The sequence below is a fragment of the Enterobacter cloacae genome, assembly GCF_013375935.1.
Lineage (GTDB): Bacteria > Pseudomonadota > Gammaproteobacteria > Enterobacterales > Enterobacteriaceae > Enterobacter > Enterobacter pasteurii.
The window spans coordinates 2,586,041-2,599,857 of sequence record NZ_CP056117.1 but is presented as its reverse complement, the minus strand read 5'-3'; the positions used below and the strand labels follow the sequence as shown (position 1 = coordinate 2,599,857).

Annotated in this window: 13 protein-coding genes; 7 read left to right on the top strand and 6 right to left on the bottom strand. The window is 60.8% G+C overall.

The features are described 5' to 3' along the window. Positions 1 to 77: 77 nt before the first annotated feature. Positions 78 to 1,208 carry a class Ia ribonucleoside-diphosphate reductase subunit beta gene (gene nrdB, locus HWQ14_RS12270; RefSeq protein WP_047346599.1) on the top strand — a complete coding sequence of 377 codons (1,131 nt, stop codon included), beginning with the start codon at positions 78 to 80 and terminating at the stop codon, positions 1,206 to 1,208. After that, complete coding sequence (gene yfaE / locus HWQ14_RS12265; RefSeq protein WP_010433414.1) at positions 1,208 to 1,462, top strand: class I ribonucleotide reductase maintenance protein YfaE; 255 nt, start codon at positions 1,208 to 1,210, stop codon at positions 1,460 to 1,462. The genes nrdB and yfaE overlap by 1 nt, the downstream gene beginning before the upstream one ends. A gap of 23 nt (positions 1,463 to 1,485) precedes the next feature. On the opposite strand, the gene glpQ is transcribed toward yfaE, so the two are convergent. Both glpQ and glpT read right to left on the bottom strand, forming a co-directional pair. Then, positions 1,486 to 2,538, bottom strand: coding sequence for a glycerophosphodiester phosphodiesterase (glpQ, locus tag HWQ14_RS12260; RefSeq protein ID WP_176609862.1), 1,053 nt, complete (start codon positions 2,536 to 2,538; stop codon positions 1,486 to 1,488). Positions 2,539 to 2,549: 11 nt separating this feature from the next. After that, positions 2,550 to 3,902, bottom strand: coding sequence for a glycerol-3-phosphate transporter (gene glpT, locus HWQ14_RS12255; RefSeq protein WP_176609861.1), 1,353 nt, complete (start codon positions 3,900 to 3,902; stop codon positions 2,550 to 2,552). Positions 3,903 to 4,152: 250 nt separating this feature from the next. On the opposite strand from glpT, the gene glpA reads away from it, so the two are divergent. From glpA to glpC, 3 genes are read left to right on the top strand one after another with little or no spacing between them, the layout of a single operon-like run. Continuing rightward, positions 4,153 to 5,781 carry an anaerobic glycerol-3-phosphate dehydrogenase subunit A gene (glpA, locus tag HWQ14_RS12250; protein ID WP_176609860.1) on the top strand — a complete coding sequence of 543 codons (1,629 nt, stop codon included), beginning with the start codon at positions 4,153 to 4,155 and terminating at the stop codon, positions 5,779 to 5,781. After that, entirely contained in the window at positions 5,771 to 6,988 is a 1,218-nt protein-coding gene (gene glpB, locus HWQ14_RS12245) for a glycerol-3-phosphate dehydrogenase subunit GlpB (protein WP_176609859.1), read from the top strand. Before glpA ends, glpB begins: the two co-directional genes overlap by 11 nt. Next, positions 6,985 to 8,175 (top strand): anaerobic glycerol-3-phosphate dehydrogenase subunit GlpC, encoded by a 1,191-nt coding sequence (gene glpC / locus HWQ14_RS12240; protein WP_176609858.1) that lies wholly within the window; start codon positions 6,985 to 6,987, stop codon positions 8,173 to 8,175. Before glpB ends, glpC begins: the two co-directional genes overlap by 4 nt. A gap of 31 nt (positions 8,176 to 8,206) precedes the next feature. On the opposite strand, the gene HWQ14_RS12235 is transcribed toward glpC, so the two are convergent. From HWQ14_RS12235 to tctD, 4 genes are all read right to left on the bottom strand, one after another. Next, positions 8,207 to 9,406: a nicotinamide mononucleotide deamidase-related protein YfaY gene (locus HWQ14_RS12235; protein WP_176609857.1), complete on the bottom strand. Its 1,200-nt coding sequence runs from the start codon at positions 9,404 to 9,406 to the stop codon at positions 8,207 to 8,209. Positions 9,407 to 9,500: 94 nt separating this feature from the next. Further along, the gene (locus tag HWQ14_RS12230) at positions 9,501 to 10,040 is read right to left on the bottom strand and encodes a YfaZ family outer membrane protein (protein ID WP_148419900.1); all 540 of its coding nucleotides are present in this window, start codon (positions 10,038 to 10,040) and stop codon (positions 9,501 to 9,503) included. 129 nt (positions 10,041 to 10,169) lie between these two features. Then, positions 10,170 to 11,579, bottom strand: coding sequence for a sensor histidine kinase (locus HWQ14_RS12225; RefSeq protein WP_176609856.1), 1,410 nt, complete (start codon positions 11,577 to 11,579; stop codon positions 10,170 to 10,172). Then, entirely contained in the window at positions 11,566 to 12,240 is a 675-nt protein-coding gene (tctD, locus tag HWQ14_RS12220) for a transcriptional regulator TctD (protein WP_176609855.1), read from the bottom strand. The genes HWQ14_RS12225 and tctD overlap by 14 nt, the downstream gene beginning before the upstream one ends. A 152-nt stretch (positions 12,241 to 12,392) precedes the next feature. Between tctD and HWQ14_RS12215 the strand changes: the two genes are divergently transcribed. Beyond that, positions 12,393 to 13,373 (top strand): Bug family tripartite tricarboxylate transporter substrate binding protein, encoded by a 981-nt coding sequence (locus tag HWQ14_RS12215; RefSeq protein WP_176609854.1) that lies wholly within the window; start codon positions 12,393 to 12,395, stop codon positions 13,371 to 13,373. Between the two features lie 11 nt (positions 13,374 to 13,384). After that, positions 13,385 to 13,816: a tripartite tricarboxylate transporter TctB family protein gene (locus HWQ14_RS12210; protein ID WP_176609853.1), complete on the top strand. Its 432-nt coding sequence runs from the start codon at positions 13,385 to 13,387 to the stop codon at positions 13,814 to 13,816. The last annotated feature ends 1 nt before the right edge of the window (position 13,817 follow it).

Here is a 13,817-nt window from a genome sequence, read left to right as displayed (position 1 = left end):
TTGCTCCGAACGTTTCCCTCTCCCCTCAGGGGAGAGGGTTAGGGTGAGGGGGAAATAACACCACAGGACTCACCGCAATGGCATATACCACCTTTTCACAGACGAAAAACGACCAGCTCAAAGAGCCGATGTTCTTCGGCCAGCCGGTCAACGTGGCACGCTACGATCAGCAAAAATATGACATCTTCGAAAAGCTGATTGAAAAGCAACTCTCCTTCTTCTGGCGTCCGGAAGAAGTTGACGTTTCCCGCGATCGTATCGATTTCCAGGCGCTGCCGGATCACGAAAAGCACATCTTCCTCAGCAACCTGAAGTACCAGACGCTGCTGGACTCCATTCAGGGCCGTAGCCCGAACGTGGCGCTGCTGCCGCTGATCTCCATTCCTGAGCTGGAAACCTGGGTTGAAACCTGGGCGTTCTCCGAGACGATCCACTCCCGCTCTTACACCCACATCATCCGCAACATCGTTAACGATCCGGCGGTGGTGTTTGACGATATCGTTACCAACGAGCAGATCCAGAAACGTGCGGAAGGCATTTCGCACTACTACGACGAGCTGATTGAGATGACCAGCTACTGGCACCTGCTGGGCGAAGGGACGCACAACGTGAACGGTAAAACCGTCACCGTGAACCTGCGCGCGCTGAAAAAGCAGCTGTACCTGTGCCTGATGAGCGTCAACGCGCTGGAAGCAATTCGCTTCTACGTGAGCTTCGCCTGCTCCTTCGCCTTTGCCGAGCGCAAGCTGATGGAAGGCAACGCCAAAATCATTCGCCTGATCGCCCGTGACGAAGCCCTGCACCTGACCGGCACCCAGCATATGCTGAACCTGCTGCGCAGCGGTACGGACGACCCGGAGATGGCGGAAATTGCTGAAGAGTGCAAGCAGGAGTGCTACGACCTGTTCGTCCTGGCCGCGCAGCAGGAGAAAGAGTGGGCAGACTACCTGTTCCGCGACGGCTCCATGATCGGCCTGAATAAAGACATCCTGTGCCAGTACGTTGAGTACATCACCAACATCCGCATGCAGGCCGTTGGTCTCGACCTGCCGTTCCAGACGCGCTCTAACCCGATTCCGTGGATCAACACCTGGCTGGTGTCCGATAACGTGCAGGTGGCGCCGCAGGAAGTCGAGGTGAGCTCCTATCTGGTCGGTCAGATTGACTCTGAAGTCAACACCGACGATCTGAGCGACTTCCAGCTCTGATGACGCGCGTAACGCTGAGCCTTTCGGGTACAGAAGTGCTGTGCCAGGAAGAGCACCCTTCTCTGCTGGTGGCGCTTGAAGCGCATCAGGTGGAGGTAGAGTACCAGTGTCGCGAAGGCTACTGCGGCTCCTGCCGCTGCCGACTGGTCGCCGGTCAGGTAGACTGGCTGACCGAACCGCTGGCCTTTATCAGTGAAGGGGAAATTTTGCCCTGCTGCTGCCGCGCGAAAGGCGATATTGAGATCGAGATGTAAAAAAGGGCCTTGCGGCCCTTTTTCTATTTTAAGAACTCCACCGCTTTATCCGGGAAATCCGTAAACAGTCCGTCCACGCCTGCCTGGTTGTACAATATCTCATAAAGCTGATTCACGTCCGTGGCATACGGCGGCAGCTGGTCGGCACGCACCGTATACGGATGCACCTGCATCTTGCTGGCATGCGCCTCCTTCACCATCGCCGTGAGCTTCACGTGGCCCGGCGTTGAGCCTTCCGCCACCAGCATGTGGTAATCCGGCCCGATACCGTCGGCGTACTGCGCAATCTGCTTCATCGCGCCCGGCTTAAACATCCAGTCGTAGCTGTAGTTCACCCACTTCCCGTCCGGCTGCTTCTCCTGGGTTTCGTTCCAGTCGGTGTAAGCAATCAGCTGTACCAGATTGAGGTTCATCCCCATCTTCGGCTCCAGCTCGGTTTTAATGCGCTTCAGCTCAGCGGCGTCAAAACACTGGAGATAGACTTTGTCCTGCTTGCTGTTGTAGCCGTACTGCTTCAGCACCTCCAGCGTTTTCGCGGCAATGTCCTTCCCTTCCTGATGGTGGAACCACGGCGCCTTGATTTCCGGGTAGATGCCGATATTTTTCCCGGTTGAGTGGTTCAGCCCCTGAACAAACTCAATCTCTTCCTGGAAGGTATGAATACGGAAGTCGGACTTGCCCATCGGGAAGCGTCCCGGATAGACCTGCACCTTCTTACCGTTCTCAATCTCGAAGCCTTCGGTAAACTTCAGCGAGCGGATCTCCGCCAGCGTGAAGTCGATGGCGTAATAGCGGCCGTCTTTGCGGGCGCGGTCCGGGAAGCGTTCCGCCACGTCCGTAACGCGGTCGAGATAGTGGTCATGCAGGACGACCAGCTGGTCGTCTTTGGTCATGACAAGATCCTGCTCCAGATAATCCGCGCCCTGCGCATAGGCCATCGCTTTCGCCGGCAGCGTATGCTCCGGCAGATAGCCGCTGGCGCCGCGGTGGGCGATGACGATTTTATCCGTCGCCAGCGCGGAGCCGGTCATTAAACCGGCCAGCAGCAGGCCGGTTGTTAAGTAAGATAATTTCATGCCCATGCTCCTTATTGACGACGCGCCTGCACTTCGGCGTGGTGACGTTTTTCACCAATCATCACAATGATGAGCAGCAGAACCGCCAGCACGCTGCCGCCAATCATCACCATAAAGCCACCGTCCCAGCCGAAGAAGTCAACGGTATAGCCGACGATAGCACTTGCCGCCACGGAACCGCCCAGGTAGCCAAACAGGCCGGTAAAGCCTGCCGCCGTTCCTGCCGCCTTCTTCGGCGCCAGCTCCAGCGCGTGCAGGCCAATCAGCATTACCGGGCCGTAAATCAGGAAGCCGATGACGATCATGCAGGCCATGTCCACGCCTGGGTTGCCCGGCGGGTTGAGCCAGTAAACGACCGTCGCGATGGTCACCAGGGTCATAAAGAACACGCCCGTTGCGCCGCGGTTGCCTTTAAACACCTTGTCCGACATCCAGCCGCAAATCAGCGTCCCCGGGATCCCCGCATATTCATACAGGAAGTAGGCCCAGGACGATTTATCCAGCGCGAAGTGCTTCACCTCTTTCAGGTAGGTTGGCGACCAGTCGAGAATGCCGTAACGCAGCAGGTAAACAAAGACGTTCGCCACCGCGATGTACCACAGCAGCCTGTTGGGCAGCACGTACTTCATGAAGATCTGCTTTGCCGTCAGCTCTTCTTCGTGCTTCTCGCTGTAATCATCCGGATAGTCGTTTTTGTACTCTTCAATCGGCGGCAGGCCGCAGGACTGCGGCGTATCGCGCATCAGCGCAAAGGCGATAAGCGCGACCAGGATTGCCCCAAAGGCTGGCATATAAAGCGCGGCGTGCCAGTCGTTGAACCAGGCCATCCCCAGCAGGAACAGCAGCGGCGGAAGCCCTCCCCCGACGTTATGCGCGCAGTTCCAGACCGATACAATGCCGCCGCGCTCCTTCTGCGACCACCAGTGCACCATGGTGCGTCCGCACGGTGGCCACCCCATCCCCTGGAACCAGCCGCAGAGGAACAGCAGCACGAACATGACGGCAATGCTGGACGTCGCCCACGGCACAAAGCCCATAAACAGCATCACCGCTGCCGCCAGGATCAGGCCGGCGGGCAGGAACACACGCGGATTCGAGCGATCCGACACGGACCCCATAATAAATTTCGAAAAACCGTAGGCGATAGAGATCCCCGACAGCGCGAAACCCAGATCGCCGCGCGAGAAGCCCTGCTCCACCAGGTACGGCATGGCGAGCGCGAAGTTTTTACGTACCAGGTAGTACGCCGCATAGCCAAAGAAAATCCCCATGAAGATTTGCCAACGCAGACGGCGGTAGAGAGGGTCTATCTCTGCCTCTGGCAGTCGCGCCCGATGTGGCGCAGGTTTAAAGATACTGAGCATAACAGCCTCCGTGGCCTTTCAAAAAATGACCGGACATAACGCGCCCGGCTACAGAGGCGGCGATGTTAAGAAATCACGGTGATTGTTACTGTGAATCAACGCACAGATTGTTACAGAAATATGACAGAATGCGCAAAAAAGCGCATGAAATCACGTTTCACTTTCGAATTTCGCGCGTTTATGTTCGAAATCAAACAAACCACACTATCACTGTGGCTAAATGCTAAAAAACGAACATAGAGGAAAGGCAATGACAATTCACGATCCACGCTACAGCGATGTGATTATCATTGGCGGTGGCGCGACGGGTGCCGGCATCGCACGCGACTGCGCCCTGCGGGGGCTGAGCGTCACGCTTCTGGAACGCCACGATATCGCCACCGGCGCGACCGGGCGAAACCACGGCCTGCTGCACAGCGGCGCGCGCTACGCGGTTACCGATGCGGAATCCGCGCGCGAATGCATCGCGGAGAACCAGATCCTCAGGCGCATCGCCCGCCACTGCGTTGAGCCCACCGACGGGCTCTTTATCACCCTTCCCGAAGATGACCTCGCCTTTCAGCACACCTTTATTACCGCCTGCACGGCGGCAGGCATCCGCGCGGAGGCAATCGATCCTGCGCTGGCGCGCCGTCTTGAACCGTCGGTCAACCCGGCCTTACTCGGCGCGGTAAAAGTGCCTGACGGCACCGTTGACCCCTTCCGCCTGACCGCCGCGAATATGCTGGACGCGCGCGAGCACGGCGCACGTATCCTGACCGGGCATAGCGTCACCGGGCTTATTCGTGAAGGCAATACCGTGCGCGGGGTGCGCGTTTGGGATACGCAGTACAACGAACACAGCGAGCTGTATGCCGCCGTGGTGGTGAACGCGGCGGGGATCTGGGGCCAGCGCATCGCAGAATATGCCGATTTAGCCATCCGCATGTTCCCGGCAAAGGGTTCGCTGCTGATCCTCGATCACCGCATCAATAACCATGTGATCAACCGCTGCCGCAAACCGTCCGACGCCGACATCCTGGTGCCCGGCGACACCATTTCGCTCATCGGCACGACGTCTACGCACGTCGACTACAGCGACATTGACGTTAACCGCGTCACTGCTGAAGAGGTGGACATTCTGCTGCGCGAAGGGGAAAAGCTGGCCCCGGCGATGGCGCAGACCCGCATCCTGCGCGCCTATGCCGGGGTGCGCCCGCTGGTTGCCAGCGATAACGACCCGAGCGGGCGCAACGTCAGCCGCGGCATCGTGCTGCTCGATCACGCCGAGCGCGACGGCATGGACGGGTTTATCACCATCACCGGCGGTAAGCTGATGACCTACCGCCTGATGGCGCAGTGGGCCACCGACGCGGTCTGCCGCAAGCTCGGGAACAGCGCGCCGTGCGTCACGGCAGAACGGGCCCTGCCTGGCTCGCAGCAGTCGACAGAAAAAACGCTGCACAGCATCATTTCCCTTCCCGCGCCGCTTCGCGGTTCGGCGATTTACCGCCACGGCGACCGCACCCCGGCCTGGCTCGGTGAAGGACGGCTGAGCCGCAGCCTGGTGTGCGAATGCGAAGCCGTAACCGCAGGCGAGGTGCAGTATGCGGTGGAAAACCTGACGGTGAACAACCTGCTCGACTTACGCCGCCGCACGCGCGTGGGGATGGGCACCTGCCAGGGGGAGCTCTGCGCCTGCCGCGCAGCCGGGTTACTGCAACGTTTTCACGCGACCACCTCTACCCAGTCGCTCGCCCAGCTGAGCGATTTTTTAAACGAGCGCTGGAAAGGCATTCAGCCCGTCGCCTGGGGCGATGCCCTGCGCGAAAGCGAGTTTACCCGCTGGGTCTATCAGGGGCTTTGCGGCCTGGAGAAGGAGCCAAATCATGAAATTTGATACCGTGATTGTCGGCGGCGGGCTGGCGGGCCTGCTCTGCGGCATTAAGCTGACGCAGCAGGGTCTGCGCTGCGCCATCGTGACCCGTGGACAAAGCGCCCTGCACTTCTCCTCCGGCTCGCTGGATTTACTGGGCGCGCTGACGCTTGCGGATCTGCCGCCCGAGCACCCCTACCGCCTGACGGGCGCAGAGAATATGGCCCGCTTTGCCTGTGAAGCAGAACATCTGCTGTCCACCTGCGGCGCCCGCATGCAGGGTGACGCAGAACAAAATCATCTGCGCGTAACGCCGCTCGGCACCCTGCGCGCCGCCTGGCTTAGTCCGGAAGAGGTGCCCGTCGCCCCCATCACGGCGGCACGCGTGCTGGTGGTTGGGATCGGCGGTTTCCTCGATTTCCAGCCGCACCTGGCCGCCGCGTCCCTTAAGCAGCAGGGGGTGCAGGTGGAGACGGCAGAGATTGACCTTCCCGAACTCGACGTGCTGCGCGAGAACCCCAGCGAGTTTCGCGCGGTGAATATCGCCCGCCTGCTGGATAATGAACGTTACTGGCCGCGCCTGTACGAGGCGCTTCGGCCGCTCGGCGAGAGCTGCGACGCCCTGTTTATGCCCGCCTGTTTTGGCTTAAGCGACAACCGGCTCTGGCGCTGGCTCTCGGAGCGCCTGCCCTGCACGCTCGGTTTACTGCCGACGCTTCCCCCTTCCGTGCCCGGCATTCGTCTGCATACCCAGCTGCAGCGCCAGTTTGTCGCGCAGGGCGGCGTGTGGATGGCGGGCGACGAGGTGAAGAAAATCACCCTGAACGGGGGCGCGGCAGGTGAAGTCTGGACCCGCAACCACGACGATATCCCTCTTCGCGCGCGCTATACGGTGCTGGCCAGCGGCAGCTTTTTCAGCAACGGTCTGCTGAGCAGCCGGGATGGCGTGCGTGAGGCGATCCTCGGGCTGGACGTCCGGCAAAGCGGCTCCCGCGCGGACTGGTATCAGAGCGATTTCTTCGCCCCGCAGCCATGGCAGCAGTTCGGCGTCATCGTCGACGACCGGCTGCGTCCGCAGCTGCACGGGAAACCGGTTGAAAATCTTTACGCCATCGGCTCGGTTCTGGGCGGATACGATCCCGTGGCGCAGGGCTGCGGCGGCGGCGTTTGCGCGGTTACCGCGCTGCACGTTGCGGAGCAGATTATCCAGCGCAGGGAGGCTGCACGATGAACGACACCCGTTTTGAAAGCTGTATCAAATGCACGGTCTGCACCACGGTTTGCCCGGTGAGCGGCGTGGATCCGCGCTATCCCGGCCCGAAACAGGCCGGCCCCGACGGAGAACGTCTGCGCCTGAAGGACGGGGCGCTGTACGACGAGGCGCTGAAATACTGCATCAACTGCAAACGCTGCGAAGTTGCCTGCCCGTCGGACGTGAAGATTGGCGACATCATCCAGCGCGCCCGGGCGCGCTACAGCACGCAAAAGCCGACGCTGCGCGACGCGATACTGAGCCACACCGACCTGATGGGCAGCGTCTCCACGCCTTTCGCGCCGGTGGTCAATGCCGCCACCGCGCTAAAACCGGTGCGCAGGCTGCTGGACGCAACGCTTAAAATCGACCATCACCGTAGCCTGCCGAAATACGCTCACGGCACCTTCCGCCGCTGGTATAAATCCGTGGCGGCAGATCAGGCGCATTTTGCCGACCAGGTCGCCTTCTTCCACGGCTGCTACGTGAACTACAACCATCCGCAGCTGGGAAAAGACCTGCTGAAGGTGCTGAACGCCATGGGAACAGGCGTACAGCTGCTGAGCAAGGAGAAGTGCTGCGGCGTTCCGCTGATTGCCAACGGTTTTACCGACAAAGCGCGCAAGCAGGCGAAAAGCAACGTCACCGCTTTGCGCGAGGCGATCGTCGACAAAGGGATCCCGGTGCTGGCGACGTCGTCAACCTGCACCTTCACGCTGCGCGATGAATATCCTCACCTGCTGGACGTGGATAACAGCTGCCTGCGCGAGCACATTGAGCTGGCGACCCGCTTTCTCTGGCGCAGGCTGGACGGCGGGCAGACGCTGCCGCTGGGCAACCTGCCGCTGAAGGTGGTGTATCACACCCCGTGTCATATGGAGAAGATGGGCTGGTCAATCTATACGCTGGAGCTGCTGCGGCTGATCCCGGGGCTGGATCTGACGGTGCTGGATTCCCGCTGCTGCGGCATCGCAGGCACCTACGGCTTTAAGCGGGAAAATTACCAGACGTCACAGGCGATTGGGGCTCCGCTGTTCCGCCAGATTGAAGAGAGCGGTGCGGATATCGTGGTGACCGACTGCGAAACCTGTAAATGGCAGATTGAGATGTCCACCAGCAAGCGCTGTGAACATCCCATTAGCCTGCTGGCAAAAGCGCTGGCGTAACCGTTGCCGGGGCCACCGCCCCGGCGACCGCTTACTCGACGAACAGCGTTTCCACCACGTTGATCCAGCCGTGCTCGCTGGCGACCTCTTTCCCGTTCAGCCAGCGGCGCAGCATGTTCAGCGCCATCATCGCGCATACCTCCTGGCGCACGGCCAGGCTATGGCGGGTAATGCTCATCTTCACGCGCAGGGCGTGCGTGCCTTCCGGCGTCGCCAGGGCAAGGTTGAGGTATTCGTCATCCAGCCCGCCGACGAACAGCGCCAGCCCCGCAAAATGCTTCACCCTGCGCTCGGACGCCCAGCGTGCCGTCTGCGCCAGCGTCTCCTGCTGGAACGGCACCACTTCGCTGGCCAGCAGCGGCGCACCCGCGCGGGTAAGCTGAAGCGCCAGAAGCCCACCGGTAAACTGCTCGCTTAGCGTCACGCTCAGCTGGCGAGACTGCAAATGCCGTGCAATCTGCGCCGGCAGCCCTTCCGTGCCTTCGAAGATCAGGCTTTCCCCGGCAACGCGCTGCACCTCAGGCCACAGCGCCAGCATGGCGGCTTTTTCCGTCGCCGGCCCGGTCAGCTTGAGTTCGATAATCGGCATGGAGGAGCGATAGCCCATCGACACGCCGGGCGGCAGCTTCAGGCCGTCGAGGCTCTGGGCCAGATCGCTCTCCGAGCGGCCAAACGTGGTCAGGCGCAGGCACAGCGGCGGTTCAGGCAGGGTGAAGCGCGCGCGCAGGCGCGGCAGGATCTGCTGCTCGACCATCACCTTAAATTCCGACGGCACGCCGGGGGTGAAGAACATCAGGCAGCGGTTAAGCTGAACGGCAAACCCGCAGGCGGTGCCGACCGGGTTATCAATCAGTTCCGCACTGGCGGGAATTTCAGCCTGTTTGCGGTTGCTGGGAGCCATTACGCGGCCACGATCGGAGAAAAAGCGCTCCATCTGCGCCAGCCACGCCTCGTGCAGCACCAGCCCTTCGCCTTTGGCCGTGGCGGCGGCCAGCGCGCTAAGATCGTCGCTGGTGGGACCCAGCCCGCCGTTCACAATCAGCACGTCGCACTGCTCGCTGCGCTCGCGCAAAACGTTGACCAGTGACTCAAGACTGTCGCCCACCGTGTTGCGGCGCGTTAACGGTAATCCTTGCTCAAAGAAGAGATCGGCGAGCCAGGCGGCATTGGTATCAATGATTTGCCCATGCAGCACTTCGTCGCCAGTGGATAACATTTCCACGTTTATCATTGTGTTCTCCCATTTCAATGGTCAAAACACTATAGCGCAATCGAAGAGCGGGGGAAGAGAGAAACTGGCGCGACGGAACGCCGCGCCGAAGGGGTTAGAAGCCTGCGCTAACGCCTACGTACGGGCCGTCGGCCAGCGCGTTGTCGCGGTTGCCGTCTTTACCGGCCAGGTTCAGATAGCGGTAGCCTGCTTCGATGGTAATTGGACGCATGATGGTCCAGCGCGCGCCGGCGTTGGCTTCCTGGTAGCTCTCGATACCGCTGGAGAGGGAGTCCGGGGAGTAGTAGTACTCGCCGAACAGGCCAAAGCTGTCGCCAATCTTCCACTGCAGCCCGCCGCCTACTGCCGCCGCGTAGCCTTCGTCACCGTCGTTCGGGTTGGTGTAGATCCCTTTACCGCCGACGGTCGCCAGGAATGGACCAAGCGGAACGTTAAAGCCGAGGCCCAGGCTCGCCGCGTCGCCATCGTCGTCGTTATGCGTCCAGCCGCCGGTCATCGCCAGGCCTGCGCTATCCGTGCCAAGACCAAAGCCCAGGTGGGTATAGTCCTCGCCCGCCGAGCCGTTGAAGGAGATAGCGTTGGCCGCAGCCGATACAACCATCAGGCCTAAGCCCATTAATGCCACTTTTTTCATTGTCGTGATCCCGCACAATTTATTCACAGATGTCCCAAAACCGCGAGATTTTAACCTGACTATCCGTGGGATCAATGGACTCCGCATACATCGAACGATTAGTTTGTAACGATATGAAAATATCGGCATTTACGTCATCAATAAAAAGCGCATTTTCACGCTCAGGCCGCCCAGCTGTTCACTGGCCGAGAGCTGAAGATGGCTGCGGTGCAGGCGGGCAATGTCCCCGGCCAGCGCCAGCCCAATCCCGGACCCGGCGGCGTCCCCCACGTTATCCAGTCGATGAAACGGCAGCATGGCCTGGGCGATCTGATCTTCAGCAATTCCCGGCCCGCTGTCCTCCACGCGGAGCTCAACGGCGTCGTTATCGATGCGCAGAAACACCGTGACTATGCCCTGCTCCGGGGTGTATTTGATGGCGTTCTCCAGAAGGTTCGCGCACAGCTCGCCCAGCAGCACGTCGTCCCCTTCAATCATTACCGGCTGCTGAACGCCGTCATACCCGAGATCGATACCCTTGCTGCGCGCCTGCGCCAGCCGGGAAAAGCAGCAGTTTTGCACCACCTGCACCAGATCGACGGGGCCAAACTGCCGCTCACCCTGCTCCTTTCGCTTCACCGCCGAAAGCTGCAGCAGCCGCTCGGTCAGCACGATGGTGTTGTCCAGCGTGACGTTCATCGCCCGCAAGCTCTCCTGCCACAGGGCCGGATCGTTTCGCGTCAGGGCAACCGAAACCTGAGTTTTGAGCACCGCCAGCGGGGTTTTGAGCTGGTGGGAGGCATCGGCGCTGAAGCGCTCCTGCCGCGACAGCACGCCCCGCAGACGGTCGATATAGCGGTTAAACGCCACGATCAGCAGCCGCGTTTCCGACCAGGGCAGCAGCTCCGGCAGCGGGGCCAGCAGCCCGGGCTCACGGCGCACCATCAGCGAGGAGAGCTGGCGCATCGGGCGCAGCACGCGGCGCAGCAGCCAGGCGGTTAGGACCAGCGTCAGCAGCACCAGCAGCCCCTGCGAGACTAAGGATGAAAAGAGAAGCTGGGTGGCCAGATAGCGCCGCGACTGCAGGGTTTCGGCAACGTAGATCTCCGCCATTCCGGACACGCTGTCTTCGTTAACCGGCTGGAGCAGCTTCGCCACGCGGATCGCCTGACCGCGATACTCGGTATGATAGAACCAGGCCAGCGCGGGATAGTGCGTGGTGCGCGACGTGGAGGGAGGCATGTTCGGCAGATCGTCATAGCCGGAGATCGTCCGACCGTCCGGGTCAACCACCTTGTAGTAGAGGCGATCGTTCATGTTCAGCTCAAAGCTGTCGAGCACCACCCAGGGAACGTTGACCAGCAGCTTGCCGTTGTGCACCTCCAGCCGTTCAGACACCGTACGCGCCGAGGATAGCAGCGTGCGGTCATAGGCCTGCGTCGCCGCCTGAAGCGCGCTGACGTAGCTGTTGAAGGCCGACAGCCCCCATAACAGCAGCAGCGGCAAACCCAGAAAGAGCAGAAGTTGCTGGTAAAGCGACTGCGGCTTAACCCACCTCATCGCCGCACTCCAGCACGTAGCCCAGACCCCGAAGCGTGGTGATCCGCACCCCGCTTCCGGCCAGCTTCTTACGCAGGCGGTGAATATAGAGATCGATGCTCTCGGGGCTGACGTCGTCGTTCAGGCTAAACACCTGGTCGAAAAGCTGCTGTCGGGATACGGGGCGGGTGCGGCGGTGCATCAGCACCTTCAGTAACGAAAGCTCGCGGGGCGTGAGCGAGAGGGGCTCATCGCGCAGAAGAAAAAAGCCGTCGTCATCGTATTCCAGCTCCCCCAGGCGCTGACGCTCCTGGGTTCGCCCTTCACTGCGGCGCAGCAGCGCGCGCAGGCGGGCATCAAGCTCCTCCAGCTCGAACGGCTTTGGCAGGTAGTCGTCAGCCCCGGCATTCAGGCCTTTCACCCTGTCCGCCACGTTGCTGCGGGCGGTAAGAAACAGCACGGGAAGCGTCTGCCCGCGCTTTCTCAGGCGGTGCACCACCTCCAGCCCGTCGAAGCCGGGCATGCCGATATCCAGGATCGCGACGGCATAGTTTTCCCCCTGCAAAAGGTGATCGGCCGCGCGCCCGTCGTTGACGCAGTCCACGGCAAAACCGTTCTGTACCAGCGCTTTCTCCAGCCAGTGAGCCAGCTCACGATTATCTTCCGCCAGTAAGAGACGCATATCACATCCTGTAAAGTTGGTGTCGCAGTGAAAGGGAAATGAAAGGTTATTGTTTTAACAATCGCGCAACGGAACCGCTACAAGGTGGTTCACATAATCAGAAAAAAGACACCCGTACCCGTACTCCCGGTTCTCCGGCGTGAGGATAAACGATGAAAAAACAATTACTTTCTGCTCTTGCTGCAAGCGTTTTGGTGTTGAGTGCCTCTGTCGTCCAGGCGCAGGATGCCCCGTCCCGCACCGAATGCATAGCTCCGGCCAAGCCCGGCGGCGGTTTCGACCTGACCTGCAAGCTGATTCAGGTCAGCCTGCTGGAGACGAAGGCCATCGAAAAACCGATGCGCGTTACCTACATGCCCGGCGGCGTGGGCGCGGTAGCCTACAACGCCATTGTCGCGCAGCGCCCTGCCGAAGCGGGTACCGTGGTGGCCTTCTCCGGCGGCTCGCTGCTGAACCTGTCGCAGGGCAAATTTGGCCGTTATGACGTGGACGACGTGCGCTGGCTCGCCACCGTGGGCACCGATTACGGCATGATTGCCGTTCGCGCCGACTCCCCGTGGAAATCCCTGAAAGATCTGCTGACCGCCATGGAAAAAGATCCGAACAGCGTGGTGATTGGCGCGGGCGCGTCTATCGGCAGCCAGGACTGGATGAAAGCCGCTCTGCTGGCGCAGCAGGCAAAAGTGGATCCGCACAAGATGCGCTACGTGGCCTTTGAGGGCGGCGGTGAGCCGGTCACGGCGCTGATGGGCAACCACGTGCAGGCCGTTTCTGGCGATCTCAGCGAAATGGTGCCGTACCTGAGCGGGGATAAAATTCGCGTGCTGGCGGTGTTCTCGGAAAACCGCCTGCCGGGCCAGCTGGCAGACGTCCCAACCGCCAAAGAGCAGGGTTATGACCTGGTCTGGCCGATCATTCGCGGCTTCTTCGTCGGGCCAAAGGTGACCGACGCCGAGTACCAGTGGTGGGTGGATACCTTCGCAAAACTCCAGCAAACCGAGTCGTTCAAAAAGCAGCGCGATCTGCGCGGGCTGTTTGAGTTCAACCTGAACGGCAAGCAGCTGGACGACTACGTGAAAAAACAGGTGAATGATTACCGCGAGCAGGCGAAAGCCTTTGGCCTGGCGAAATAACCGGAGGCGCTATGAGCGATCGCATTTTTGCCGGGATCTGGCTGTTGCTCTGCGTTGGCGGGATGTTCGTCGCCTGGCAGATCCACAGCGAATACAGCTATGAACCCGTGGGGCCACGCCCCTTCCCTGTGGGCATTGTCGGCCTGATGCTGCTCTGCTCGGTAGCCCTGCTGCTGCGCCACCCGGATACCGTGGAGTGGCCGCCGCGCCGCACGCTGCAGCGTCTGCTGGTGATGGTGATTGTGCTGCTGATGTACGCGTGGGGCTTTGAGTGGCTCGGCTTCCCGATTGCCACCGCCCTGCTGACGATGGTGATTGGCCTGCTGTTTAACGCCTCGCTGCCCGCGGCGGGGATCTCCGGGGTCGTGCTGGGCATTTTACTCTGGTACGCCTTCGACCGCCTGCTAGACGTGACGCTGCCCCTCGGCGCATGGTTTAACTAAC

Bases quoted from the DNA above. Each gene is read 5' to 3' on its own strand.
- nrdB (WP_047346599.1), top strand. From the start codon at position 78: ATGGCATATACCACCTTTTCACAGACGAAAAACGACCAGCTCAAAGAG.
- yfaE (WP_010433414.1), top strand. From the start codon at position 1,208: ATGACGCGCGTAACGCTGAGCCTTTCGGGTACAGAAGTGCTGTGCCAG.
- glpQ (WP_176609862.1), bottom strand. From the start codon at position 2,538: ATGAAATTATCTTACTTAACAACCGGCCTGCTGCTGGCCGGTTTAATG.
- glpT (WP_176609861.1), bottom strand. From the start codon at position 3,902: ATGCTCAGTATCTTTAAACCTGCGCCACATCGGGCGCGACTGCCAGAG.
- glpA (WP_176609860.1), top strand. From the start codon at position 4,153: ATGACAATTCACGATCCACGCTACAGCGATGTGATTATCATTGGCGGT.
- glpB (WP_176609859.1), top strand. From the start codon at position 5,771: ATGAAATTTGATACCGTGATTGTCGGCGGCGGGCTGGCGGGCCTGCTC.
- glpC (WP_176609858.1), top strand. From the start codon at position 6,985: ATGAACGACACCCGTTTTGAAAGCTGTATCAAATGCACGGTCTGCACC.
- HWQ14_RS12235 (WP_176609857.1), bottom strand. From the start codon at position 9,406: ATGATAAACGTGGAAATGTTATCCACTGGCGACGAAGTGCTGCATGGG.
- HWQ14_RS12230 (WP_148419900.1), bottom strand. From the start codon at position 10,040: ATGAAAAAAGTGGCATTAATGGGCTTAGGCCTGATGGTTGTATCGGCT.
- HWQ14_RS12225 (WP_176609856.1), bottom strand. From the start codon at position 11,579: ATGAGGTGGGTTAAGCCGCAGTCGCTTTACCAGCAACTTCTGCTCTTT.
- tctD (WP_176609855.1), bottom strand. From the start codon at position 12,240: ATGCGTCTCTTACTGGCGGAAGATAATCGTGAGCTGGCTCACTGGCTG.
- HWQ14_RS12215 (WP_176609854.1), top strand. From the start codon at position 12,393: ATGAAAAAACAATTACTTTCTGCTCTTGCTGCAAGCGTTTTGGTGTTG.
- HWQ14_RS12210 (WP_176609853.1), top strand. From the start codon at position 13,385: ATGAGCGATCGCATTTTTGCCGGGATCTGGCTGTTGCTCTGCGTTGGC.